This window comes from Wolbachia endosymbiont of Aedes albopictus, from assembly GCF_024804185.1.
GTDB classification, from domain to species: Bacteria; Pseudomonadota; Alphaproteobacteria; order Rickettsiales; family Anaplasmataceae; genus Wolbachia; species Wolbachia pipientis_B.
Genome location: NZ_CP101657.1, coordinates 852980 through 879139 on the forward strand (window position 1 = coordinate 852980; position 26160 = coordinate 879139).

Genomic DNA, 26160 nt, shown 5'->3' on the forward strand with positions numbered 1-26160 from the left:
TATAGAAAAACTATCTTGTTGATAAAACTCAAACTAATTGATAAATTCTTAACACAATTATTCTCAAAACGAATGTTTTTATTAAAGCCTACAAATTTCACTTCTTTTTCTAAAAAAGCACTACCTTGGATTGGGATTATTTGTTTCGCATGTTTTTTAATTGGAATGTCTTTGGCGTTATTCTTCTCCCCAGAAGATTATAAACAAGGAGAAATTGTACGAATTATGTACATTCATGTGCCTTCTGCATGGCTTGCACTTGGAATATATGGATTAATTGCATTACTCAGTTTCATTTCGTTGGTATGGAGCAATAGCATTGCTGGTGTTTTAGCGCATGCTGCTGCTCCTGCAGGGACAGTCTTTTCTGCAATATGCTTAATCACAGGTAGCATCTGGGGAAAAGGAACCTGGGGCACTTGGTGGGTATGGGATGCAAGGCTTACTTCAATGCTAATTTTATTTTTCCTATATGTTGGCTACCTTTCATTGTGGAGCGCTTTTGATAATGAAGCGAGGGCAGAAAAATCAGCAGCAGTATTTGCTATTTTTAGTGCTATAAATATTCCTATAGTAAAATTTTCCGTAAATTTATGGTCTACTCTCCACCAGCCAGCAAGTATTCTAAGAAGAGGTGGAGTAGCAATAGAAAGTTCTTTGCTGTTGCCACTCATTGTAATGTTTATGTTTTGTATCACATTTTTTTTAGTAGTGTGGATACTGTATTCGCTTTACTTAATTAATTTATATAAGATAAAGAGAGAAATTAGTGTGCGGTATTAGATAGTCTTGCAACTCTATAGAAGAGTATGCTAGAGAGCCTACCAGTATTTTTAAAGTAAATGTTCATGTGATTCCACAGATAATTTCTGTTTTTTGATTCTATCTGTCCATTTATCATTTTCTATATCTTGTTTGTTGGTTGCTCTTTTTTCTTGCTCAACAATTGCCTTATCTATCTTCTGATGAATTGCATCAATTGCATTAATTGCATTTTTTTCTTTGTATACTTCGCTTTTCCCTTCAATAATTAACTTAATAAAAGTATTTACAACAGACTGCACTTGATTATGATTAACCTGACCTTTTATCAAAGAAGGTAAAGAGCCTAATTCCATTATATGTTGACCTATGTTATTATCTATACCTTCTGTATGCATTAACATTTCATCATCAAACTCTTTCAATACTTCTGATGCTATTTTACCTTGAAAGGAAAGCCCTAAATTATCTGCTACTTCACTTATTAATAACTCTCTGTTTTCTTTATTATCTTCCAATTTAGCATAATCACTCAATAGATCCATAACTGTAGATACTCTGACTTCAACAATACCATCAACATCTTCATTTCCTAAAGCAACTCCCGACCCCAATAACCTCTCTCTGAGATTTTCGCTTAAAAGATTAATAAACTCTTCATTTACATCCGATCCTGTAGTAGATATTGTACCATCTAAATAGTTACTTTGAGTACCGAAGCCATGCTCTATTTGTATTTTTGTCTCAGGTTTAAATCCTAATTTTGCACAGAATTTCTGAAAATATTCTTTAATAATGTCAAACAAGCTCTTGCCATTATCTTTATAATTTTTTAACTCTTCAGGAATAGTGAGTGATAATTTACCATCTCGATATTTTACAAGGTCTTCACCATCTTGAGACTCAAGTGTAAATTCTAATGAGTTAGACAGATCACATATCTTATCACCATGCATAACTTGATTTTTAACAGAGAGTATTGGTAGCCTCATGTCAGATCTAATTCTTACATTATTTTGGTTAGCACAATCAATATTGATTACTTTTTTAGGATTTTCTACTATGAATGACTGTCCAAGTGCAAGTTGGGTTTGTATAAATGGAGCAGCCTCATACCCTGCTTGATTACAATTGGTAACTAGCTCTTCTAAAATAGCATTACTTGGAACTTCTGCCCCAGCGTATCTGAACATTTTTTTGAAAACTTCTTTTGCAAAGGAACGGTAATCCTTGTTTTTATCTCTCTCTGTAGGTAATAGATGGATATACCCGTGGCCAGCATTGTAAAATTCTTCAAATTCTTTCTTATATGAATCGGTTTTTTGATGATTGGCAGTTGTGAGATTTTCACAGTGATTTTTCCATAGCTCACCCAATGCATTACTTACAAGCTCTTTCTCAATATCTTCGAGTACTGAAGCAACAAAAGCTTTGCCATGATCCGTATCTATTTCTCTTATTCCTTTTTTGTTAAATATTTCGTCATTATATATATCATCACTATTAAAAAGTTCGCTTTTGCGGTGCTTAGCTCCTTCCTTAAATGCAATAATAAGATTTTTATCTATTTCTTTTCCGTTAATAATAAAATTCATCCTTTGAAAATCTAAGAACATTGTTTCACCGGAATTCGCTAATTTATTATCTTGATCTGCTCTTAATTTACTAAAATTGAACTCTTTAGCTGTGGCCTTTAATCTAACTACTGGACTCTTATTATTTTTTCCTTTTGTCTCTTTCATAAATAACACCTTACTGTAAATATGCTGTAAGTTATATCATATAATGATGAATAATTTGGTAATATATTAAGAAAATCGACAGTATATTTCTTTATTTAAGAGGTGTGGGAAAGGCGTAGATTTCTCTTTTCATTTGTAGCGTACTGCATTAATATTTATGTATTAATTTAGAAAATAATGATGAATAACATTGTAATTATTGGTCTGCAATGGGGTGACGAAGGCAAGGGTAAAATAGTAGATTATCTTTCTGAGAATGCAGATGTAGTTGTGAGATTTCAGGGAGGAAATAATGCAGGGCACACTATAGTAATAGATGATGAGGTTTATAAATTAAATTTACTGCCCTCTGCTGTTTTGAGAACGGGCAAAATATCTATTATAGGAAACGGTGTTGCTCTTGATTCGCATGCTCTAGTCTCAGAAATAGAGTCATTGAAAGTTAAAGGAGTGGACATAAACTATAACAACTTGATGGTATCCGAGAGCTGTCCATTAATACTTAGCGTACATAAGGACAAGGAAAAGCTATTTGAAGATTTAAACGGAAATCACAAAATTGGTACAACAAACAAAGGGATAGGGCCATGTTATGAAGATAAAGTTGGCAGGAGAGCTATACGCCTTTGTGACTTAGAAAACGTAGATGAGCTCAACAAAAGAGTAGATACTCTTCTGAATTACCACAATGCTATCAGAAAAGGCCTTAACTACCAGGTGGTTAAAAAAGAAGAAATATTAAAGGAAATTCAAGAGATTTCAGAAAAAATTCTTCCATATAAAAAACCTGTATGGAAGATATTAAATGACTTGATGAAAGAAGGTAAGAAAATAATATTTGAAGGTGCCCAAGGCGCATTTTTAGATATCGACCACGGAACTTACCCTTTTGTTACTTCAAGTAATACCGTAGCATCGCAAGCAATAACAGGCTCAGGATTATCCTCCAATGCTCACATTATTGGTGTGGTAAAAGCTTATACAACAAGAGTGGGCAATGGTCCATTTCCTACTGAGCAAAAGAACGAGATTGGAGACAGCTTATTTTCTATAGGCAAGGAACTTGGAACAGTGAGCAATAGAAGAAGGCGCTGTGGATGGTTTGATGCAGCTTTAGTCCGCCAGGCTGTGCAACTCTCTGGAGTTTCAAGTATTGTATTAACCAAATTAGATGTGCTTGATTCTTTTGATACAATTAAAATATGCATTGGTTACAAGTACAGCGGGAAAATGTATGATTATTTACCTGCATCACATTCAATACAAGAAGAACTAGAGCCAGTGTATGAAGAATTTCCTGGCTGGAAAGAAAACACTCAAGGTAAAAGGTTGATTAAAGCATTGCCTACTAATTTAATAAAATATATAGACAGGTTAGAAAAATTAATAGGCGTACCAATTCATCTAATTTCAACTAGTCCAAATAGGGAAGATGTTATTAAGCTTAAAAATATATGAAAACGTCTTGTTAACTTTTATCCAATAAAGAAAGATACTTGTGTGAATTCAAGCAATCTATTATACAAAGTAGCAGTGTAAACATACAGTGAGCAGTGTGATTTTTCTTAAATGTATGTTATAATATAAATATAGTTATAAGGGGTATATTATGATTGCAGGTTTGACTAAGGGAGACAAAGCAGCAGAGGCAGGTGATCAATTTGAAAAGCATTTTTGTATAGGACCAACTTCACTGAATAGGGAAGTTTATTACTCTACGCTTATCTACCATACATTGAAAGAGTTATATTCACAATTAGGTGATATCTCTTATGCTAATAAAACGGGATCAGAAAAAGAAATAATCGATTTTTATGTTCTACCTCAATTTGCACATTTTAAAGAAATTCTTGATGAAGGTATAAAAAAAGATCCTTTGTTTGCAAATTCTGCTATTGTAAAGTTTTGCTACTCAATTATAAAAGATAATAAATTATTTAAAGAATTAGAAGAAATGAATATTCCTGCCAAAAACTCTAGTGTAAAGGCAAGGATAAGCTTTCAACTGAAAAATCTGAAAGAAAAGGTGTGGTTCTTAAGAAAACTAAAGGAAAAAAAGAATTTCACTTGCGTGCAGGGGGCTTTTGGGGATGGGTGGAGTTTTTATGACCTAATAAACGATAGAGATTTTAAACAAACGTACATAGATAAAGCAGTAACAGAGTCTGCTAATAAGAGCTTTAAGGAAGATATAGATAAATGCATAGAGTTGGCAGAGCAGGGAAAAAAAACTGCAAGTAAATATTTTGAGAGGAAAGACGTAGAGCTTCAAGCTTATTACACAGAAACTGATAACGCTCATAGAGTTTTGAATGTTAACTTTATTAATTACAATAGAAGTGAGCCAACAAGAATTAGTGACATTTTACAGCAAGAGAAAGATATTAAAAAATTGAATATCTATTGCAATAAAAAACATGAAATATACGCTTATCAAGAAGATAAGAAAAGATATTATGAATTTAAAGAAGGCGCATGTTATGAAATGACAAGCACTTGGCCTATAAAGGATGAGTTCGGGAATGTTTCAATTTGTACCATGATTATGAATGTGAGTAGCGATCGCATAACTGAAGTACTAAAATTTAATGGTGAAGATTTTGTTTCATCGGAGGAGATCCTAGAATTAATAAAGCAAAACGATGAATTATATATTCAAGGTCTCTCCTTGTATAATGCTGTAATGAAATCACTAGAAAAGGGTAAAGCTGCTGATGTTGTACCTATTAATTTTCATAATGAATCTATAGTGGCCTATCAAAATAAGGAACCAGAGGAAAAGTTAGATCATAAAGTTGATGCTGACAATAGCCTTCCTCCTTCTATTAATAGCAATGCATCAACTCAAACAAAAGTTAAATTACAACAGATTGCAACTCAGACAGAAATTAATTCACAACAAATGGATGAATTGATTTTAAATAATCAGATGCTGTCCGAAGAAAACGTTGAATTGAAGCAAGAAATAGAAGCAGAAACTAATCAAGCAATTGTAAGGTTAGAGAGGCGGGGTAGCAATTTGAAAGATGAACTTGAAGAAGAGATACTAAAGTTCGACATTGAAGAGTCAGAAAACAAGTATGAAGAATTTCCAGAAGATATGATGCTTACACTTGAACTCACTAAAGATAATGCATGCAATAATGATGACATTATAGAAATGCTTAATGGACTAAAAGAAGAAATTCGTGCTGATGGACAAAGGAGCCTCAACGATCAATTTTATATCCTAAAAGAGGGCGTTTCTAATGAGCTTGATAATGAGTCTTGTGTTCCACTGAAAGAAAAAACAACATTACGCAGATCTTTAAGCTTTGATGGTGGATATGGTAGCGATAAGGAAAATTGTGATGATGATTTATCTTCAAACATAAGTTCTATAAGTTCTGTTGAGAAGGTGGCAGAGAGTAGAAACGTAGGTAAGGCATTATTGTGAAGATGGTTGGGGTTAAGTAGCAACTTAAGTGGGTGCAAAAGGTCTTTTGTGTTGATAATAATTTAAAATCTATAGTAGACTGAAAAAGATTATTAAATTATAATATAACATATGATAAAAGACGAGAAATCGAAAACAATTTTTGAAGTGGAAGGGGCAGTAACTGCTTTACTACCTGCAGCAGAATTTAGAGTGAAACTGGATAATGAACATGAGATTATCTGTCATGTGTCATGGAAAGTGAGAAGAAGTAAAATACGCATCATTATAGGGGATAGGGTGTTAGTTGAGATGAGCATTTACGATAGGAATGCGAAAAAAGGTCGGATCATTAGAAGGCTTAAAGGTACAAGTGACAGAACGATCTCTAAATAATCTTATTCTTGCTTCATCATCGAAAAGGCGTATAGCTTTACTAAAACAAATCAATATTAAACCAGGCTTGATTTTGTCAGCAGATATAGACGAAACTCCTTTGAAAAAGGAACTTCCGAAGGATTACTCAATCCGTATGGCAAAGAGTAAAGCTGAGAAAATACAAAGTTCAAATCCAAATTACTTTGTGCTTGGTGTTGATACAGTTGTTGCGTGTGGTAGAAGGATATTGCTTAAAGCTGAAAACGTTGAGCAAGCAGAAAAATGCATCCGCTTGTTATCAGGAAGAAGGCATAGAGTATATACTAGTGTGTGTCTATTAACTCCCGATCAATCTAAACAACATATTAGAACTGTGGTTACGATAGTGAAATTTAAACGTCTCAGTGAACAAGAAATTAAGTATTATTTAGCATCAGAAGAGTGGAAAAATAGGGCAGGGGGATGCAATATACAAGGCCTAGCTGGGATGTTCGTATTGTTCTTACGCGGCTCCTACTTTTCCGTTATAGGGTTACCATTACATGAAACCTATTGTTTGCTAAGTAATTATTTTAACCGGGGGTGTTAAATAAACCATATGCGTCAAGTTAAGGCCCAATATAGCACCATTTAAAGTGGGTAGATAGCCTTTCCTTAACAAATGTGCCCAACAAATCTGTTTTTTTTCGTCACTGAAGTAGTTGTAAACCGCATACCTATCAATGGGATTATACCTGAAATTGCTGCTATTGGAGTAATTGCAACTGTTGTGTTATCAGGAATCGCTGGTACTATAGTAGGTGGTGTAGCGGGATATCTTGTTAATGTGGCAATAAATCAATGCTGTGGAGCATGCAGCTCAGTAGTTCAAGAATAAGACCAATCCGGTAAAGAAGCATTTGTGGGAGTGGAAACCATTTTTTGATTTTTCTTTACTAAGTCTACTAAATATAGTTTAGAGTTGCTTGGTGATTCTGTTCTTGTGAAAATGATTTCTCTACCATTTGGTAGCCATGCCGGAGATTCAATTTTATGCCCTTCTGAAAGTAGACGTTCTTCTTTGCCATCTGGCTTCATAACTCCTATGTAAAATTTTCCTGACTGAATCTTTGTGAAAGCTATCAGATCTCCTTTTGGCGACCAAACAGGCGTAGCATATCTTCCACTTCCAAAACTAATTCTCTTAGGTTTTTTACTTTTGTTAGTGAAATCGATAACGTATAGTTGCTGACTTCCACTTATATCAGAACTAAAAACCATATATTTTTGATCTGGAGAGAAGGAGGGAGAAGTGCTTATAGCTGAACCTTTAGTAATTTTTTTTGTTCGTTTACTACTTAAATCCAAAGATAATATATTCGTTTCACCACCCAATGAGTGGGAAATTAAAAGAGATTTACCATTAGGAGAAAATCTTGGTGCAGAAATAACTCCTTCAAATGCGCTGATTATTGATTCAGTGTGGTCTTTTAAATTTTTTAATACTATATAACTTTTACCATTTGCGTATGAGATATAAACAATACCCTTTCCATTTGGTGAGAATCTCGGTGTTGACACAAATCTATCGCCATTTGTTAAGTATTTTATATTACTTCCATCTTGATTCATCACAGCAATTTTACGTACGGATTTATAATTGCTATCTTTTTCTTCAGCAATATACGTGATTTTTGTGTTGAAGTGCCCTTTCTCACCAATCAGTCTATCATGTATCACATCCGAAACGAGGTGACCAATTTTTCTCCAGTCTTTTGCCAGAAAAACAACTGACTGAGTAAGTAATTCTCTTTTTGTAAAAGTGTCAAATAAACGAAATGATAGCTCTAATGCACTACCAGATACTTCGCTTAAACTTACTGTGACTACAGTATCGCTTTTCCAAGATTTAAATTCAGCTTCCGCGCCACGTTTTACATTAAATAAGCCACAATTAGATAAATCTGTTCCTATTACCTTTGCAATATTTTCGCTTAATTCGCTTTCCAGCGCTGTTTTACATGTACATTTAGATACAACAAGACCAATGTTACCAACACTGCTTTTTTTTATATCAACATATAAAGCAGCTTTTGTAAAATAAGGAATAAATAACGAAACAAGCAATATTAATTGAACGAATAACTTCATTCTTTCATTTCATACCTGTTCTATCTGGACTTCAATTATAGGTCTTTTTAGTGAATATTCCTTTAAGATAATCAATATTGAACTTTCAATCTTATTTTTAATTTTTTTTGTTGGCTGCAAACCAAACAACGACTCAACTTTCTTGACAATTTTCTGTATAATAGCTGCATCTTCTAGCACTTCAAAAACACCAGGTACAAATACTTTCGGTTTAGTAAGCAATTTATTTTTCTTGTTTACAACTGCTGTTACCACAATAACTCCGGCATCTCTCATTCTTTTACGCATTTTTATAACACTGCTCTCCGGATGACGTAGCAGCATACCATCAATACCAAAGTAGTCAACACTGATTGAATCAACTTTTTCTCCGTTCTCCAAATTAACAATATCACCTGGTGCAACCATTATTGCTTTTGCCACACCGCACTCTTTAGCAAATTTTACATGTGCATGCGTGTGAATATATTCGCCGTGAACTGGAATAGACATCTTCGGTTTTATTAAAGAATACATTTCCTTTAACTCTTCTCTTGTTGGATGCCCAGAAGCATGAACATGCTCTGTTTTTTCAGTAACAACTTCTACCCCCATCTCAATAAAGGCATTGAGCATGTTGTGCGCACGAATTTCATTTCCAGGAATGATTTTTGACGAAAAGATCATGGTATCACCTTGCTGCATTTTAAATGCTTGATGACTCTTATTAGCAAGCCTTGAAGTTGCTGCCAGTGGCTCACCTTGACAACCTGTGCAAAGTAGCACCAGTTTTTCCCTTGGAAAATTTACTGCTTCCTTTGCTTCAAGAAACTGAGGAGAATCGGTTAAATACCCACTATCTTGTGCAACTTTTACGATTCTCCATAAAGATCTACCAAGTAAAACTACTTTTCTATTTAGTGCTTTTGCAGCTTGGCTTATCGTTTCAATTCGTGCCACATTTGAAGCAAATAGCGATACAGCAACTAATTTTTTAGACCGCTTTATTATGTTATAAATATTATTATAAATTTCACCTTCTGACTCAGGGTAATGCTTGCTTAATATATTGGTTGAATCGCAAATTGCTGCAAGCAGGTCACCTTTATCGCCAATTTCTTTTAGACGCTCTATATTAGAAGTTAATCCAACAACAGGTTTTGGATCAAATTTCCAGTCTCCGGTATGGAGTGCACTACCCATTTCAGTGCTAATTAATATTGAATTTGCCTCAGGAATTGAATGAGTTATATTTATAAACTCGACGGTAAAAGGACCCAAATTTGTGCTGCCATTTATGTCCACCTCTTTCACAGGTACTGTACCTTCTAATCGAAACTCCTTTAGTTTCTCCTTAAGAAAATTAACCGTAAACTTTGTTGTATATATGGGGCACTGCAACTCTTCCCACAAGTGGGGCACTGCACCGCAGTGGTCCTCATGTGCATGTGTAATTATTATTCCAAGCAAATCTTTTTTCCTTTGAGCAATAAAATCTACATCAGCAATGAGCAGCTCAACACCTGGCATAGTTTCATCTGCAAAACCAACACCAAGGTCGATCATAATCCACTTACCTTGATAATGATATAGGCTAACATTCATCCCGATTCTTCCTACTCCCCCAAGCGGAAGAAATAAAAACTCATTTTTGTTTATATTCATTAAATTTAAATTATTAAAACCTGAGAATAGCAAAACTTCGACCTTAAATAAAGAAATTTATTGCTTTTACATAGTTTTAAGGAACTAAGAAGTTTCTGTTGACTAATAATGTTGATATCAACACTATTGTTAAGTTTTTCATTAATAAGGTCAAAGAATTGTAGGATTAAGTGTAAACAGTTACTCCTTCATGTCATTTAGCAGATTTCTTATTTTTTTTTTACTTTACTAAAAAACCCTTCAGATTGCTGTTGTACACTTGCATTTTCCTCTTCTTCAAGTGCTTTTAATAGTTCAATTTGCTTTTTAGTTAAATTTTTTGGATTTAAAGTCTCAACTATTACCTGTACATATAAATCACCACGAACATGTGAGTTCATATATGGCATACCCTTTTCTCTACAACGTAATTTGGTACCAGTTTGAGTGCCTTCAGGGACCTTTACTTTTATTTTAGCTCCATCAATTGATTGGACATCGATTTCGCCACCAAGCACTGCTAGTGTCATTCTTATAGGCATTTTACAGTGTAAATCTGCTTTATTTCTAGCAAAGATTTTATGGGAAATTATTTTCACGTATACGTATAAATCTCCACTTTTTCCACCTCTTGTTCCAGCTTCTCCTTTACCACTTATCCTTACCTTAGCTCCTTCTTCTATGCCTTTTGGAATTGAAACGGATATATTTACTTCATCTCTTCTACGTCCACTTCCACCACATTTCTTACATTTATTTTGTATTACTTCTCCTTCCCCATAGCATGTAGTACATGTTCTTTCGATGGTAAAAAAGCCTTGCTGAGTTCTAATCCTACCGCTTCCCTGGCATGTGGGGCACTGAACTGGTTTAATTGCTCCTTCGCTACCTGTGCCTTGGCATGTATCACATTTTACATTTGTCACATAATGTATAGGCGCTTGTATTCCTTTAAATGCATCTTCTAAGGTAATTTCAAGATCATAACGTAGGTCTGCTCCAGACACTCCTGTTGTGCTCCTCTTTGCTCTTGATCTACTTGCACCACCACCGAATCCTCCACCAAAGAAGTCATTGAATATGTCGCTAAAATCTCCTGCAGAGCTAAAGCCTTGAAACCCACCAGAAGCACCTTCGTGGCCATAACGGTCATAGCTTGCCCTTTTCTCAGAGTCAGATAGAACTTCATATGCACCTGTTGCTTCTTTAAATTTTTCCTCTGCTTCTTGATTGCCAGGATTTCTATCAGGATGATATTTTAACGCTAATTTTTTATACGCTTTTTTTATCTCATCAGTACTGGCATTTCTTCCTACTTCCAGCAGATCATAGTAGTCTTTTTTGCTCATATATAATAGTTTAGTGTTTAAACTTTAAAGATAGGTATTGCATATATTAATTTCAAGTGTGACTTCTGTTTCCTATAAAATGTGGTGCACCCTGAGCGACTTGAACGCCCGACCTTTTGATCCGTAGTCAAATGCTCTAATCCAACTGAGCTAAGGGTGCTTTCATAAAGTTAACTTTAGCAGGTTTTGTAGCTTGATTCAATTAATTTGGCTAAAAATAAAACTGTTAATTTTTATCATACGTGAAACCTGCAAAAAATTGCATTTGTTTTCTTAAGAATCATTTTATGGTCAAGCTCAAAAAAAACGGATAAGTCAAGCAAAGTTACAAATGTAATTTTGCTTGACTTATCCATTTATTACCACCTAAAATAGCTAACAAAGCCATCCCGTATGGCATTTTATCTATATCTAATCAAGCATATTAATAAGTAAGCAAATTTTAATATAATCTTATTATACTTATAAATATGCTGTATAGAATGAAAGTATGGATGATTTCATAACTGCAAGAAGGAAAGATGATGCTGTGGTATCTGTTTGTCAGGATAATAAGAAAAAAAACGTATTAATTTTAGGGCTTAATCAAACCGCAAGGAATTTGTTAAAATACGAGGAAGGGAATTTACTTAATAAGCCGTTAATCAATATTTTAAGTGCAAGAGCAGCTGACGACATGAAGAATTATTTGGAGTATACCGAAAATGGACACGATTTACTTGACGTATTACCTAAAGTGATAGATTTTTCCTTAACTGATGCTAAAGGAGAAGATATAAAGACAAAAGTAAAAGTTTTCCGCACTACACAATTTGCTAGTAATAAAATAAATTATGAGCTATTGATACGTGATATCAGCTTGTCTCATAAATTAGGAATCTTTAGAGATGAATATCTAATGGGTAAAAAATATAAAAACCATAACTTATTTGATATACCAAACAATGAGTCTACTATTCTAGAGTTATACGTTATATTAAATTTTGCCTTTCAACATCAAATTAATGCAGCTATAGGAGTGATTGGCTTAAATAGTAGCTGTAGTGAGATAAATGATGCACTGAAAGTTATCATAGAACATTTTTATAAAAATTGCCGTAGTGATGATTTTCTAGGGTATATTGATGAGAATAAAGTGCTTTTTGTTTTGATTAACTGCGATGTAAAAAGTACGTCTAAAATAATTAATCGTATACATTCTGCCATTAATAAGCAGTTATTAAAGCGAAAATTACCAAGTGTATCAATAATTTATGGGAATATAGCTCAAAAACGGGCAGCAAAATCTACCAGCGGCACCTTCTGAAAAGTTGTTTTTTATTTATATTGAGTTTATTTATGAAGTTAAGGCACTACCTGGTAGCACTGCTTTCATCATTATTTTTGCAGAGTAGTGCTAGCTCTAGAACAATTTTGGATAAGGAAATATTTTATGTAGAACTAGACGGAAAAATAGATTTGAGATTCGGCTACGCCTTCAACAGAGATTCTTTCAGTGCTAATGCTAAGGATAAAACTTCAAGTTATTCATACTTGCGCTTTCTTTATTTACAGCAAGTTTATCCAAATACTCAAATGGGGTTTAATGTTAAGGCAGGAGTTTCTGGTATTGCAAACCTAAAAGCGTTAGACATAGAAAAGTTAGACATGGAGGAATGGTATTTCATCATTAAAAATCAGGTGCTTGGATCAATTGAATATGGTAAAAGAAGTTTAGTTAGTCAGAGCATGTTAATTAACACTTCAAAAATTTATGCAGCTGCTGGAGGAGTAAATGGTCATTGGACAAATTATGCAAATTTGCATGGTAACAAAAACAGAGATAATGACCCTGGATATGATAAAGACAAGGTGTTCTGGGTCAAGCCCAATATTTATAGCGATTATAATGGACTCGAACTAGGGTTAAAACAACCATCAATTAACTACATCTCCCCTGAAATCTATAACTTTCAACTCGGGTTCAGTTATGTCCCAGGAAAAAATAACTTACAATATAGCAATCTAATTGCTGCTGGCCTTTCCTATAAAAATGGCCTATCAGACGATATAAATTTTACTACTGCCTTAACTGGTGAATTTGCAAGAGAAAATTTAACTGGTTGCTTAGATGGAACTCCTGAAGGTTATGGATGTCATAATCAATTACTGCACTGGAATTTTGGTTTGAAGCTAAAATTGTTCGATCTTGATTGCATTTTTTCATATGGTAATGGTGGTAAATCAGGCGAGAAGCGTAATCCTGGAATAAATAATACGTATTATATGAATGCAGGTATCGCTTACCACTCTGATTCTCGCAAATTGAGTTTAACATATTTCAATAGTGGTAGGAACATTGCAAGCAAAGGTACAAACGAGTTAATATCATATGCTTTAAGCCTTGAATATCCATTTTTTATGGGCACTTCATACTATTTCGATATTGTAAAATTTAGTACCAAAGAGCCTGAAGTAGAAAATAGCAACTCTGGTTATGTGCTCTTGACTGGACTGAAATTAAGTTTTTAATGAGGTTACATTGTCTCCTGTCATCCCAGCACTCTTTTCTGTCATCCAAGTAGCGGGTAACATAGAAACGAAAAACTTACTTGACATATTTTGCCAGCCCCCTTATCATGACGTGTATAACAATGTTACAAAAAATAATATCATAGGGTTCTCTCCATTTTTTCTGGGTAAGGTCAGAATTTCCTCTTAAGCCTTTAGCTCCTCAAATACTTCACTTGCTCTATTTAAAACAGAATCAGGAAAACCAGCAAGTTTTGCTACATGTATTCCATATGACTCATCTGCAATGCCTTCAATTACTTCATGTAGAAAGATAACCTCTCCGTTCCACTCTCTTATTTTTACACAAAAACATTTCACGTTCTTCAAGTATTTGCTTACTTCAGTTAATTCATGATAATGAGTTGCAAAAATGGCGCGGCACTTATTTACATTGTGAATATGTTCAATCACTGCCTGTGCAATAGATAATCCATCATACACTCCTGTGCCCCTACCAATTTCATCAAGTATCACCAAGGAACGATCTGTTGCCTGATTTACTATCGTTGCTGTTTCGATCATCTCTACCATGAAGGTAGAATAACCAGCTGTTATATTATCTGTTGCACCAACCCTACTAAATATCTTGTCAATCACTCCAATATGCGCACTCTCTGCTGGCACAAATGACCCCATGTGAGCTAAAACTGCAATGAGAGCGTTTTGCCTCAAGAAAGTGCTTTTTCCAGCCATATTAGGCCCAGTAATTAGATGTATACCAGCTAAATTGATGCTATTTGCAATGAATTTATCGTTAACTTCAACCACTGGATGTCTTCCATTGCGAATATTGAACTCTTTAGTGTTATCGATAATGGGTTTTACGTAATTATTTTGCACTGCAAGCTCCGCAAACGTGGCTCTAATATCAAGTTTTGCCAAAGCATTTGCAGCAAGAGCAATTTTTTCAGATTCTTTAGCGACTTCACTACACAGTTCACTAAAAATTTTCACTTCTAAGCCGATTGCAGCATCACGTGCCGTAAGAATTTTATTTTCTAGTTCTTCCAATTCATTAGTAGTGTAGCGCATGCTATTTGCTAAGCTTTGCCTATGAATAAATATGTCCGAAGTTATTTTGTGATTTGCTGACACTTCAACGTAATAACCAAGTATATTGTTGTGTAATATTTTGAGTGCGGCAATGCCAGTTAGGTCGCGATAAGACTCACGGAGCTTGGTTACCAACTTGTTACTGTTGTTCAATATATAAGATAACTCAGATAATTCTGAGTTGTATTTTGGATTGATAAATCCTCCTTCTTTTACAGAACTGAGGTTGTTATCAAGTATAGCGCTGTTTAGAAGCTCGAATAGATCTTTATGATTACCAAGACTTTTATGTATTGTGCTTAGTTCACTCTCGTCTGATTTTACTGTCATTCCAGCGCGTGACGCTGGCTGGATTCCAGTTTGGATGACATATTGTTGTGGGAGAGATCCATTTTCACCTGATTCAATTTTACATAAGAACTCAGATAACTCTAAAGTTTTTCCTAGGCCTATTTTTAATAGATTCATATCCTTTGGTGAACCACGCCCTAGTATTAAGCGCGATAAAGACCTCTCAATATCCGGAATGTTAGATAATATCTCTCGTATTTTTCTGCGTGGCTCATGATTATTTACAAAAAATTGAGTGGTGCTGAGCCTCAAATTGATTGCCTTGGAGCAAGCAAGTGGTGAAGCGAGTATTTGTTTGAGCAGGCGTCCACCAGAGGCTGTAACTGTGTGATCAATAACTGAAATTAGTGAACCTTTCTTTTCACCAAATTGAGTTGTAAACAACTCAAGATTTCTCCTTGCTGAAGCATCAATAAGCATGAAATTTTGTTGCTTATAGGTTTTTGGGAATTCAAGCCTTGGAATGGAGCCCCTTTGTGTTACTCTGACATATTCAAGCAGTGCACCGCACGCTATGATTTCTACTTTGCTGAAATTTCCTATACTCCCAAGTTCCCTGATTTTATAAAACTCGCATAACGTTCTGTGAGATTTACTATACTCAAAAAAACTCTGGGCGTGTTGTGTAATTGATATTTTATAATTTTTTAAAATCGATCTAATTTTTTCGTCCTCAATGAATTTTTCAGAAATTAATAATTCTCTTGGTGATATACGCAATAAATCACTATCTAGAGCTTTCAAATTCGTTAAAGTGTGAAAAAATTTTCCCGTTGATAATTCAAGCCAACTAATAGCATATTCGTCATTTTGTTCAACTATGGACGCGAGATAATTATTGCTTTTATCCTCCAGTAGCGAATCTTCTATAATTGTACCTGGAGTTACAACTCGTACTACATCACGTTTTACTATGGATTTATAGCCCCTTTTTTTTGCTTCATCAGCAGTTTCTAATTGGTCACAGATTGCTACTTTGAATCCTAAATCTATTAGCTTGTGTAGGTAAGATTCGCTACTGTGTGCTGGCACTCCACACATTGGTATTTCTTGCCCATTTGAATTGCCCCTCTTGGTTAGCACTATATTCAGCAATTTCGCAGCTTTAATAGCATCATCGAAAAACAACTCATAAAAATCTCCTAGCCTATAAAATAGCAGATGATCCTTGTATTGAGCTTTCAGGTTCAAATATTGTTCCATCACAGGGGTGTTTCTTTCTTTCATAAAGCTCATAATATTTTTTAATATATTGTATTGATAAACGTTATTATAGATTATATTACACATACATAAAATTTAAATAGGTGTATAGAAGGACGTTGAGCAAAATTTAAAACAATTAAATTTCCTGGATCCAAGTAGTCAGGACACTTGGATGATATAAAGAGTAGGAGTATTCGATGACAAAAAAGCAAAAAATGCAATTGTCATTCCAGCCCGTGACGCTGGAATCCAGAATATCCTAATTACAAAGTTTATTATTTAGTTTGAAAAATACTATAGCTTTTTCTGTAGCTAAGCTGACCTAGATTTACCAACAATTTGAAAAACCTTCATTCCGCTACTAGTTAGCGGAATCTATACCGCGCATAGCTGTACGAACATTGTGATTTTGGCCCATCAGGAGGGTGTCATCCGGCTTTGTTGCACCATCAACAGATATTTCAGAACTAACAGTGCTAACAGTTTTTTCTATCGCTTTAGCCTGTTCATAGTCTTGACTCAAAAAATACATGGCCAGTCCAACAGCTATACTAGCAACAAGAACAAGTGCTATCATTACACCTAGTATCATACCACCAGAAAGACTTACTGCAACACACACACCAGCTCCAAGTACAACACTAAGAAAACCACCAATTATCATGCCAGGCACTAAACTGCCTATCATAGCGCTTTCTTTTTTCGTATGAGCTTGTTTTTTCATACTTTTAATAAGCACTTCTTTTGTTTTTCCTTGAGCTAAATCTAAAGGAATTTTATTATCCGCGTTTTGTATCAAAGGATTTGCACTATATGTAACAAGAAGGGTGATTATTTCTTCAGTTTTATTACCTATAACTGCATGATGTAGTAATGTATTTCCCTTTTCATCTTTAAAGTTTATATGAGTACGAAGTTCCTCATCTAGATTTCTTACTGGGTTGTTTTTTGCATATATCCTAGGTTTTATTGCTTCATCTAAGTATTGTATTACTTGTTCTAGTGATTGCTCGCCAGGATTTTGTATAAAATGAAGCAGAATTTTGTGTACTATCGCTTCCTTTGTAGTTTTTGGGCATCGTAAAGCACATGCAAATGTGTCTTTATTAATAGTTATTTCTTTGTTTTTTCCAAGAAAATCTTTTAACTTCTCAATTATATTTATACTGTTATTTTTGCCAGTAATTATCGATTGTAAAGTTTTTCTGTTATCGTCACCAGTCATGCTATCCTCCTTGGTTTGATTGCATTGCTCATTAATAAATAATATAATAAATCCTGCTAAAAGTCAAGCAATTGATTAATAAGTTAATATAATCCTCCAAAAGGAGCTCCTTACTTTTTGTTCAGCATGTCCATTGGATCAGACTCTTTGAGCTTGCTGTTTGCTGAATTTATTCATCACAATAGCTATAATGTGCTATCGAAGTTCTCTGTAATCTTAGTTGGTTCTTCTAGAATATTCAAAATATCAGTTGCACAAAAAACCCGATCTCTCTTTCCTTGAGAAGTTTGTGAAACGATGCCTAAGTCTTCAAGCTTTACGATTGCTCTTTGGGCTGTTGTAAATACGACACCTAAGTTTTCAACTACTTTCCTTATAGTAAAGTAAGGGTTTACAGCGAGATACCTTACAATACCACTCGCAACTCCTTCAGTTTTAGAACTAACTTCAGTTTGCCAATTTGCAATCAAAATGTTAATTCGTTCTGCTCTTGACAATGCATCCAATGATTGCAGTACTACACCATTTAAGAAATAAGAGAACCAATCATGCCACGTGCCTCTGTTGCTTATATTGTAAAGTTGGTCATAATACTCACTTCTTGTAGCTTCAAAAAATGCACTTAAGTATAACAGAGGTGATGGTAATAATTTTCTTTCGATCAGAAGTAATGTTATTAATAAACGTCCAATACGTCCATTACCGTTCAAGAATGGGTGAATCGCTTCAAATTGATAATGACATAGAGCTATATGTATAAGTGGGGGTAATGTTCTATCATGTAGAAACTTTTCAAAAGAGCGCAAGCAACTTATCAATTCATTTGGTGCTGGCGGGACATATTTTGCCGTATTTATTGTACACCCTGGCCTTCCAATCCAGTTTTGTACTAGACGAAATTCCCCTGGCCTTGCACTTTGCATCAGCCTCCCGTGAATTTCCTTAATTAATCGGAGCGATAGCGGAAGAGATTGTAAACGTTTTAGGCCATAATCAAGCGCTGATATATAATTGCGTACTTCTTGTAAATCATCGGGATTGCGATCTACATTAGCACCTGCTTCTTGAGCCAAAATTTCACCAAGAGTTGCTTGAGTTCCCTCGATTCTACTTGAAAGAACTGCTTCACGTACTATAAAGGGTCGCATGAGAAGATGAGGGTTAGGCAATTTAGCTCCTTCCCTGGATAACATACCCAAAATACGATCTGCTCTGGAAAGACTATTAACTAAATCATTGTCCCATTCAAATTTTGGTGGCAAGGGAAATGCCTGATAACCAGCGAATGCTCTAACAACTTTACCCGGAGGTGATTCTTTAATATCCATTCATTCAACCCAGCACACTATTTTTACAGTATATATTATTTTCAAATAAAGTCAAAAATGAAAATAAGGCTTTATCTTATCATTCAACCCAGCACACAATGTTCATAGTATATGTATTATTTTCAAATAAAGTCAAAAACGCAAATAAGGCTTTATCTTATTTGCGTGTATGAAAATAAGAAACTCTCTTATTATTGATTTTACTCAAAAACGAAAATAGAAGAAGCTGCTGAACTTTATATATCCTGTTTTTCTGGAGAGCTGCTATAAAACTTCTGAGTAAAGTCACTTAATTTTTACACATCTATTGTAGAGTAAGAAGAGCTGAATTTGGGACAAAAATGCTAGCTGATGCTTGGACTTTACTGACACTTACACTACTTGAAACTATACTTAGTGTAGACAATTTAATCTTTATTTCTCTAGCAATAGATAAGGTACCAAATGTGCTGAGAGAAAGAGTGCGCCTTATGGGCCTTGGATTAGCGCTAATAATGCGTTTTGTAATACTATTTTTTACATCATCTATATTGTCAATGCAAAAACCTATATTTCACACTGCATCGCTAAATATTTCAGCAAGGGATTTACTTATGATTGCAGGGGGATTATTCCTTATTGTTAAAAGCTCTATGGAGTTACGAGATGACATCTTTGTATGTAAGAAAAATAAAAAGAAAGCAAACGTTAAATCAAAATTTTTTTTAGTTGTGCTACAAATTATATTAATAGATTTAGTTTTTTCAGTTGATTCGATATTAACTGCTATAGCACTAACTTATAACATGATAATAATTGCCACAGCGTTTACATTTTCCATGCTAGCAATGCTGTTTTTATCAAGTTATACCGCCCAGTTAATCAAATCTAATCCAGGTTTAAAAGTAATTGCTATCTTATTTGTTTTACTTGTCGGTGTGTACCTCATACTTCATGGATTTCATATAGAATTACCAAAAGGATATTTGTATTCTTCATTTATGTTTGCACTGCTTGTGGAAGTTATAAGCAAAATAAAGAAAACGTAGTGTGTTGTTTTTCAAATTGTAGGTAAACCTAAGTCACTTTAGCTACAGTTTACTTACTTCTTTATTTTCTTTATTATCAGATATCACTTTTAAATAATATGGAGGAGAAAATTGTCAGCAATTGCCATTATTGATTTTGGTTCACAGTTTACACAGCTTATCGCAAGACAAGTCAGAGAAATGGGTGTGTATTGCGAAATATTTCCAAGCAACATCAGTTTTGAAACAATATCAAAATTCAATGGGTTTATTCTCTCTGGAGGACCACAATCTGTAAATGATGATTGTTCTGAAACAAGTAGAGTAGTAGATGAAATTATAAAACTTAATAAGGCAACAAACGTTCCTATACTTGGAATATGCTATGGACAGCAACTCATTTGTCATTATTTTGGAGCAAAAGTAAAAGAGAGTTTCAAACAGGAGTTTGGCAGAACTAAAATCAAGATACTAAAAGAATCCCCCATTATAAAGGATACCTGGGATGTTAATTCTGAAGTGGATGTATTAATGAACCATGCGGACAGTGTTGATACTATACCACAGGGATTTACTGTTATCGCATCAGGTGTGATAAATCAAACAATTGCAATGATTGTTAACGAACAGCGGAAGATTTACTGTACTCAGTTCCATCCTGAAGTTAAGCCTACAACAAATGGCAGTAAATTGCTCTCTAACTTCTTGGATATTACAAATTGCGAGAGAGACTGGACAATAAAATCGTTTATTGAAAAGCAGAAGGAAAAAATCAAAAATGTAGTAGGAGAGAAAAAAGTAATCGCTGCAGTAAGTGGTGGGGTTGATTCAAGTGTTGCAGCGGCTCTCACACATAAAGCTATAGGAAAACAATTGAACTGTATTTTTATCGATACTGGGTTGTTACGCAAGAACCAGACCATTACTATGTTAAAAGAGATTCCGATAAACTACGTTGATAAATCAAATTTATTTTTGAGTAGGTTGAAGGGGATAACTGATCCAGAAGAAAAGCGAAAAATTATCGGTAACGCTTTCATTGAAGTGTTTGAAGAAGAAGCAAAAAAAATAGGTGGTGTGGATTTTTTGATGCAAGGTACCATCTACTCTGATGTAGTTGAATCAGGGCATGCCTCAGACAACACTAGTACAATTAAGTCACACCATAATGTTGGTGGGTTGCCAGAAAAGATGAACCTGAAGCTAGTAGAGCCTTTACGCTACCTCTTTAAAGATGAGGTAAGGCTACTTGGAAAAGAAATTGGGCTTTCAGACGAGATAATATTTCAACATCCATTTCCTGGACCCGGACTTGCAGTGAGGATTATAAGTGAAGTCGATGAAGAAAAGGTGCGAATATTGCAAGAAGTAGATGAAATATATATTAATACGATGAAAAATTACGATCTATACGATAAGATATGGCAAGCTTTTGCTGTATTATTACCAATAAAAACTGTAGGCGTCATGGGAGATGGTCGTACATACGGATATGTTTGTGCTTTAAGGGCTGTAACATCGTCCGATGGTATGACGGCTGATGCATTTCCATTTGAGGATAAGGATCAGCATTCGCTAGTGTTTTGGGACTTTTTACAGAATGTTGGCAGTATAATTGTTAATAACGTTTCTGGAGTAAATAGAGTTGTCTATGACTTAACTTCTAAACCACCAGCAACCATTGAGTGGGAGTAAATCAAAAAGTCTAGTCATACCGCAGCGGGATCTAGAGATACCATGAATAAATCACGGTATGACGTAGGATTGATGTCATCCCGCTTTGTTAGCGGTTGAGATACCGTGAATAAATCACGGTATGACGTAGGATTGATGTCATCCCGCTTTGTTAGCGGTTGAGATACTGTGAATAAATCACGGTATGATGTTAAGTAACTCGTCATCCCGCTACGTGTTAGCGGGATCTAGAGATACTGCAGCGGTATGACGGTTCGCGGCGGAATGACGAATTTGTTGTTTTTCAAATTTTAGGTAAACAAAGCTATAGAAAAAAAGAAGAACCAGTTTCTTAGGTTTTCATTGACATAATCCACTTCATATGCCATAATAAAATTTTATATCTTGGAGAAAAAAATGCAGGAAATACTAGTAGCAATCAATTGTAGCCAAGGTCTGAACAAGGATAATATAGCCGATAAAATAAAAGCTGAAATAGAGGCTAAGTCCAATGAAAGAAATTTAGGAACTATAGAAAAATTTCTTAAACGGTGGGAAAAAAATAATTTTGATCTAAAGAAATTTCCATGTGGTGATTTACTACAATTCGCAGCTAAATTTAATTGTGCAAAATTAGCAGAGCATTTGGTGGCAAATGGTTTTGATATTAATGACGGCTTTCCTTTGCATTGTGCTGCTCAGCACGGACATACACAAGTAGCGGAAATCTTACTTGCAGAAAAAGCAGACGTTAGCATGCAGGACCGAAAGGGATTCACTCCCTTAGATTATGCTGTTCACCTTGGGAATAAGATAGAAATGGTAAGGCTTCTGTTAAGGGCAGGAGCTACTAATGTACAAAATGGATGTGGATTTACTCCTTTGCATCATACTGCTGAGTGTGGATATGTACAAATGGTGGAAATCCTACTAAAAGAAGGAAGGACAGATGTTAATGCGCGAGATAAAAAAGGAAGAACTCCTTTGCATTATGCTGCCGGACATGGGCACACACAAGTAGTAGAAGTTTTGCTAGAAAAAGGAGCAGATGTTAATCTACAAGGTAAAGATGGAAAAACTCCTTTGCATTATACTGCTGAGAACGGGTATACACAAATAGCAGAGGCTCTATTAAAAGGAGGGGCAGGTGTTGATGTACAAGATAAAGACGGAAGGACTCCTTTATATTATGCTGTTTATTACACTCATGGTGAATATCCAAGACTAAATTATCAACATCCAAAAGTAGCAAAACTTCTACTAAATTATGGTGCAGATCCATCATGCATCCATAGACCTAAAGCTATGACAGCAGGAATTACTGTGGGTGTTATATCTGCTGTTGTAGTTCCACTAGTACTTGCCTATGCCACTGCATTACCTGCACTAGCAATAGTTGGAATTACTGTGGCATCTGCACTGATCGTTGGTGGAATTTCCTATGGGGTTGCGTATAAGTCATCAGAGCATTCATTAAACAGTAAGCTAAGTGAGGTTAGCTGCAGTAATGTTGATGGAAATAAACAAACTGTATAACCATAATTTTTAGTTCACCACAGTAACCGCACCGTGGCAGTGTTTGTATTTTTTTCCTGAGTTGCAAGGGCATTTGTCGTTTCTTGAGACTTTGGGAAGTCTGCTATTTCTAGTAGAATGTAACCTATTGCCTATCTCTTGGTTGTCTGCCAACTTAAAGTGCGCTAGGCGGTGAATGGTGAGTTCCTTCCATTTTTCAAGCATTGACTCAAACATCAAGAAAGCTTCGCGTTTAAATTCATTCAGTGGATCTTTCTGCCCCATGGCACGTAAGCTTATGCTTTGTCTTAGGCTCTCTAGAACTGAAAGGTGTTCCCTCCATAAATGATCAAGTGCCATTATCATCATTTGCTTCACGATCGTATTCCACAAATCTGTAGTGTGCTGACTGTTGAAATATTTTTCTTTCTCAGTAAAAAATTCTTGTATCTTATCATTTATATAATTCAAAGCTTCTTGTTTGTTTAAAAACTTTGCTAAATCTTCTTTATCAAGCGTTATTCCATACCTTGTATGGAATTCTTTGACTATATCTTCAATATAATCCTCATAATAACCACTTTGGATTATACCTTCTACTATGCTCTCATTTACTTCGCTATATACTTCAAGTAAATCATTAATTTCGTTGCCTAAGATATTGTTTCTCTGCTTAAAAATAACTTTACGTTGGTTGTTGATTACGTCATCAAACTTAAGCAAAGACTTCCGCACATCATAATTTCTAGCTTCAACTTTCTTCTGCGCCTTCTCAAGTGCCTTATTGATCCATGGATGATGAATAGCTTCGTTATTCTTTAACCCTACTTTTTGTAAAAAGCTTCTCATTCTATCAGAACCAAATATTCTCATTAGGTCATCTTCAAGCGATAAAAAGAACTTAGAAAGTCCAGGATCCCCCTGACGACCAGAACGGCCGCGTAATTGATCATCTATTCTCCTGCTTTCATGTCTTTCGGTTCCAACCACGCATAAACCACCAGCTTTTATAGCAATTTCCTTATCTTTTTTTACTCTTTCGACTATTTCTTGGTATTTTTTTTCTCTTTCATCAGCATTTTTTATCTTCTTTAGCTCTACCTTTGCGATCATTTCAGCGTTTCCACCAAGTTGAATATCAGTTCCACGTCCTGCCATGTTAGTTGCTATAGTGATACTACCTGGCACTCCAGCTTGTGCTATTATGTACGCCTCTTGTTCATGATAACGAGCATTCAATACTGAATGCTTAAGAGAATGGCTTTGCAAAAGCGCAGAAAGCTTCTCAGAGTTTTCGATGCTTACCGTGCCAACAAGGACTGGTTGAAGGCGCTTGTGGCATTCTTCTATAAACTTCAACACAGCATTAAATTTTTCTTTTCCTGTGCCATAAATCTCATCATCGATGTCTATTCTTTTTACAGGTACATTAGTTGGAATTTTTACTACATTTAGTCTGTATATATCACGAAACTCTTCTGCCTCTGTTGCTGCTGTTCCAGTCATTCCGGAAAGTTTATTATACATACGAAAGTAATTCTGAAATGTGACCGATGCTAAAGTTTGGTTTTCATGCTGAATTTCAAGATTCTCCTTCGCTTCAAGTGCCTGATGAAGACCATCGGAATATCTCCTGCCCTCCATCATACGCCCAGTAAATTCATCAATAATCACTACCTTGCCATCCTTTACTATATAATCTTTATCAGCAGTAAACAGCTTATGTGCACGTAATGCTTGGTCTATATAATGAGTCATTATCATGCTGTCAGTATCATAGAGCGAGGAATTTTCAGGAATGAGATTGTATGACCTGAGTAGTTCTTCTACTCGTGAAATACCATCTTCAGTCAAGAATACCGTTCTACCTTTTTCATCTACTTCATAATCGGAGTCAACTAATTTGGTTACTATTTTATTGATATGCTTATATATCTGATTGTTTTCCTCAACCGGGCCAGAAATAATAAGCGGAGTGCGAGCTTCATCAATGAGTATTGAGTCTACTTCATCAACTATTCCGTAGTGAAATCCTCTCTGAACCATGTCTTCTTGAGAAAATTTCATATTGTCTCGCAGGTAATCAAAGGCAAGCTCGTTATTTGTGGAATACACGATATCTGCACTGTAAGCCTCTTTTCTCTCTTCGTCTGTCAAGTTATTCGTGATAAACGCAACAGAAACCCCAAGAGAATTATATAATTTGCTCATCCACTCTGTGTCTCGTTTTGCAAGATAATCGTTAACAGTTACGACGTGCACGCCTTTCCCTTCTAAAGAATTAAGGTATGCAGCTAAAGTTGCAACGAGTGTCTTTCCCTCTCCTGTTTTCATTTCTGATATCATGCCATTATGAAGCACCATTCCACCGATTAGCTGGACATCAAAATGTCTCATATTAAGGAATCGTCGAGAGGCTTCGCGCACAACTGCAAATGCAGGTACGAGAAGATCATTTAACGTTTTTCCATTTTTCAATTCTCGTTTGAATTCTTGAGTTTTACCAGCAAGCTCCTCATCAGATAAGCTCTGCATTTCTGTTTCTAATGTATTTATTTGCTGAACAATTTTCCTAAAGGATTTTATTATCTTCTTGTTTGTTGACCCAAATATCTTTCTTATAAAAAAGAATGATAACGTAAAAATGAAAAATATAAGAATGGCTGTCAAAATTAGCGGAGAATCTAGCATAAACTTAAGTAACGTCTTATTTAATATGAGATTATATTACTAAATGCACCCTACAGCAATTACATATTAAATTCGGGAAATCTTTGGAAAGTCTTTTTTAAATCAAGAATTACAAGCAATTCCTATTCTTGAAGGCCTTCTATCAACATGTAAAGACT

Annotated in this window: 20 protein-coding genes and 1 tRNA gene; 11 read left to right on the forward strand and 10 right to left on the reverse strand. The window is 35.0% G+C overall.

Annotated features, from left to right (window positions below):
- Window positions 1-72: 72 nt before the first annotated feature.
- Complete coding sequence (gene ccmC, locus NHG98_RS04400) at window positions 73-783, forward strand: heme ABC transporter permease CcmC (RefSeq protein ID WP_096617187.1); 711 nt, start codon at window positions 73-75, stop codon at window positions 781-783.
- 50 nt (window positions 784-833) lie between these two features.
- On the opposite strand, the gene NHG98_RS04405 is transcribed toward ccmC, so the two are convergent.
- Window positions 834-2504, reverse strand: coding sequence for a hypothetical protein (locus NHG98_RS04405; protein ID WP_096617189.1), 1671 nt, complete (start codon window positions 2502-2504; stop codon window positions 834-836).
- Window positions 2505-2684: 180 nt separating this feature from the next.
- On the opposite strand from NHG98_RS04405, the gene NHG98_RS04410 reads away from it, so the two are divergent.
- The 5 genes from NHG98_RS04410 (at window position 2685) to NHG98_RS04430 (ending at window position 7174) form a co-directional block, all read left to right on the forward strand.
- Window positions 2685-3962 carry an adenylosuccinate synthase gene (locus NHG98_RS04410; RefSeq protein WP_096617210.1) on the forward strand — a complete coding sequence of 426 codons (1278 nt, stop codon included), beginning with the start codon at window positions 2685-2687 and terminating at the stop codon, window positions 3960-3962.
- A 151-nt stretch (window positions 3963-4113) separates the two neighbouring features.
- Window positions 4114-5940 (forward strand): hypothetical protein, encoded by a 1827-nt coding sequence (locus NHG98_RS04415; protein ID WP_096617191.1) that lies wholly within the window; start codon window positions 4114-4116, stop codon window positions 5938-5940.
- A 111-nt stretch (window positions 5941-6051) separates the two neighbouring features.
- Complete coding sequence (infA, locus tag NHG98_RS04420) at window positions 6052-6315, forward strand: translation initiation factor IF-1 (RefSeq protein WP_096617193.1); 264 nt, start codon at window positions 6052-6054, stop codon at window positions 6313-6315.
- Window positions 6293-6886, forward strand: a complete 594-nt coding sequence (locus NHG98_RS04425) for a Maf family nucleotide pyrophosphatase (protein WP_096617194.1) — start codon at window positions 6293-6295, stop codon at window positions 6884-6886. Before infA ends, NHG98_RS04425 begins: the two co-directional genes overlap by 23 nt.
- A 72-nt stretch (window positions 6887-6958) precedes the next feature.
- Window positions 6959-7174, forward strand: a complete 216-nt coding sequence (locus NHG98_RS04430) for a hypothetical protein (protein ID WP_096617196.1) — start codon at window positions 6959-6961, stop codon at window positions 7172-7174.
- On the opposite strand, the gene NHG98_RS04435 is transcribed toward NHG98_RS04430, so the two are convergent.
- From NHG98_RS04435 to NHG98_RS04450, 4 genes are all read right to left on the reverse strand, one after another.
- Window positions 7165-8427: a Tol-Pal system protein TolB gene (locus NHG98_RS04435; protein ID WP_096617198.1), complete on the reverse strand. Its 1263-nt coding sequence runs from the start codon at window positions 8425-8427 to the stop codon at window positions 7165-7167. The genes NHG98_RS04430 and NHG98_RS04435 overlap by 10 nt on opposite strands.
- A 9-nt stretch (window positions 8428-8436) precedes the next feature.
- Window positions 8437-10071: a ribonuclease J gene (locus NHG98_RS04440; RefSeq protein ID WP_096617200.1), complete on the reverse strand. Its 1635-nt coding sequence runs from the start codon at window positions 10069-10071 to the stop codon at window positions 8437-8439.
- A 209-nt stretch (window positions 10072-10280) separates the two neighbouring features.
- Entirely contained in the window at window positions 10281-11399 is a 1119-nt protein-coding gene (gene dnaJ, locus NHG98_RS04445) for a molecular chaperone DnaJ (RefSeq protein WP_096617202.1), read from the reverse strand.
- Window positions 11400-11481: 82 nt separating this feature from the next.
- Window positions 11482-11559, reverse strand: a tRNA-Arg gene (locus NHG98_RS04450).
- 330 nt (window positions 11560-11889) lie between these two features.
- Here NHG98_RS04450 and NHG98_RS04455 point away from each other — a divergent pair.
- Both NHG98_RS04455 and NHG98_RS04460 read left to right on the forward strand, forming a co-directional pair.
- Window positions 11890-12705 (forward strand): hypothetical protein, encoded by an 816-nt coding sequence (locus NHG98_RS04455; protein WP_096617204.1) that lies wholly within the window; start codon window positions 11890-11892, stop codon window positions 12703-12705.
- Window positions 12706-12737: 32 nt separating this feature from the next.
- Window positions 12738-13910, forward strand: coding sequence for a porin (locus NHG98_RS04460; protein ID WP_096617206.1), 1173 nt, complete (start codon window positions 12738-12740; stop codon window positions 13908-13910).
- Window positions 13911-14096: 186 nt separating this feature from the next.
- Here NHG98_RS04460 and mutS read toward each other — a convergent pair whose 3' ends face one another.
- The 3 genes from mutS to NHG98_RS04475 all read right to left on the reverse strand — a co-directional run bounded on the left by mutS (window position 14097) and on the right by NHG98_RS04475 (window position 19115).
- Entirely contained in the window at window positions 14097-16592 is a 2496-nt protein-coding gene (gene mutS, locus NHG98_RS04465; RefSeq protein WP_096676684.1) for a DNA mismatch repair protein MutS, read from the reverse strand.
- 331 nt (window positions 16593-16923) lie between these two features.
- Window positions 16924-17787 (reverse strand): ankyrin repeat domain-containing protein, encoded by an 864-nt coding sequence (locus NHG98_RS04470; RefSeq protein ID WP_259245324.1) that lies wholly within the window; start codon window positions 17785-17787, stop codon window positions 16924-16926.
- Between the two features lie 185 nt (window positions 17788-17972).
- Window positions 17973-19115 (reverse strand): Fic family protein, encoded by a 1143-nt coding sequence (locus NHG98_RS04475; protein WP_096616696.1) that lies wholly within the window; start codon window positions 19113-19115, stop codon window positions 17973-17975.
- Window positions 19116-19456: 341 nt separating this feature from the next.
- Here NHG98_RS04475 and NHG98_RS04480 point away from each other — a divergent pair, with 341 nt between their 5' ends.
- Together NHG98_RS04480 and guaA are read left to right on the forward strand one after the other, a co-directional pair.
- Entirely contained in the window at window positions 19457-20143 is a 687-nt protein-coding gene (locus NHG98_RS04480) for a TerC family protein (RefSeq protein WP_096616698.1), read from the forward strand.
- Between the two features lie 111 nt (window positions 20144-20254).
- A complete protein-coding gene (guaA, locus tag NHG98_RS04485) occupies window positions 20255-21817 on the forward strand; it encodes a glutamine-hydrolyzing GMP synthase (RefSeq protein ID WP_096616700.1) in 1563 nt (520 codons plus the stop codon).
- Window positions 21818-21831: 14 nt separating this feature from the next.
- On the opposite strand, the gene NHG98_RS04490 is transcribed toward guaA, so the two are convergent.
- Window positions 21832-22023, reverse strand: a complete 192-nt coding sequence (locus NHG98_RS04490) for a hypothetical protein (RefSeq protein WP_259245325.1) — start codon at window positions 22021-22023, stop codon at window positions 21832-21834.
- A gap of 190 nt (window positions 22024-22213) precedes the next feature.
- Here NHG98_RS04490 and NHG98_RS04495 point away from each other — a divergent pair, with 190 nt between their 5' ends.
- A complete protein-coding gene (locus tag NHG98_RS04495; RefSeq protein WP_096616702.1) occupies window positions 22214-23332 on the forward strand; it encodes an ankyrin repeat domain-containing protein in 1119 nt (372 codons plus the stop codon).
- A gap of 9 nt (window positions 23333-23341) precedes the next feature.
- On the opposite strand, the gene secA is transcribed toward NHG98_RS04495, so the two are convergent.
- Window positions 23342-26002, reverse strand: a complete 2661-nt coding sequence (secA, locus tag NHG98_RS04500; protein ID WP_096616704.1) for a preprotein translocase subunit SecA — start codon at window positions 26000-26002, stop codon at window positions 23342-23344.
- Window positions 26003-26160 lie beyond the last annotated feature (158 nt).

Coding starts and splice junctions, on each gene's coding strand:
- NHG98_RS04490 (WP_259245325.1), bottom strand. CDS start 22,023: ATGACGAGTTACTTAACATCATACCGTGATTTATTCACAGTATCTCAA.
- NHG98_RS04410 (WP_096617210.1), top strand. CDS start 2,685: ATGAATAACATTGTAATTATTGGTCTGCAATGGGGTGACGAAGGCAAG.
- NHG98_RS04430 (WP_096617196.1), top strand. CDS start 6,959: ATGTGCCCAACAAATCTGTTTTTTTTCGTCACTGAAGTAGTTGTAAAC.
- NHG98_RS04495 (WP_096616702.1), top strand. CDS start 22,214: ATGCAGGAAATACTAGTAGCAATCAATTGTAGCCAAGGTCTGAACAAG.
- NHG98_RS04415 (WP_096617191.1), top strand. CDS start 4,114: ATGATTGCAGGTTTGACTAAGGGAGACAAAGCAGCAGAGGCAGGTGAT.
- NHG98_RS04480 (WP_096616698.1), top strand. CDS start 19,457: ATGCTAGCTGATGCTTGGACTTTACTGACACTTACACTACTTGAAACT.
- dnaJ (WP_096617202.1), bottom strand. CDS start 11,399: ATGAGCAAAAAAGACTACTATGATCTGCTGGAAGTAGGAAGAAATGCC.
- NHG98_RS04470 (WP_259245324.1), bottom strand. CDS start 17,787: ATGACTGGTGACGATAACAGAAAAACTTTACAATCGATAATTACTGGC.
- NHG98_RS04455 (WP_096617204.1), top strand. CDS start 11,890: ATGGATGATTTCATAACTGCAAGAAGGAAAGATGATGCTGTGGTATCT.
- NHG98_RS04435 (WP_096617198.1), bottom strand. CDS start 8,427: ATGAAGTTATTCGTTCAATTAATATTGCTTGTTTCGTTATTTATTCCT.
- NHG98_RS04405 (WP_096617189.1), bottom strand. CDS start 2,504: ATGAAAGAGACAAAAGGAAAAAATAATAAGAGTCCAGTAGTTAGATTA.
- NHG98_RS04460 (WP_096617206.1), top strand. CDS start 12,738: ATGAAGTTAAGGCACTACCTGGTAGCACTGCTTTCATCATTATTTTTG.
- NHG98_RS04475 (WP_096616696.1), bottom strand. CDS start 19,115: ATGGATATTAAAGAATCACCTCCGGGTAAAGTTGTTAGAGCATTCGCT.
- ccmC (WP_096617187.1), top strand. CDS start 73: ATGTTTTTATTAAAGCCTACAAATTTCACTTCTTTTTCTAAAAAAGCA.
- infA (WP_096617193.1), top strand. CDS start 6,052: ATGATAAAAGACGAGAAATCGAAAACAATTTTTGAAGTGGAAGGGGCA.
- mutS (WP_096676684.1), bottom strand. CDS start 16,592: ATGAGCTTTATGAAAGAAAGAAACACCCCTGTGATGGAACAATATTTG.
- secA (WP_096616704.1), bottom strand. CDS start 26,002: ATGCTAGATTCTCCGCTAATTTTGACAGCCATTCTTATATTTTTCATT.
- NHG98_RS04440 (WP_096617200.1), bottom strand. CDS start 10,071: ATGAATATAAACAAAAATGAGTTTTTATTTCTTCCGCTTGGGGGAGTA.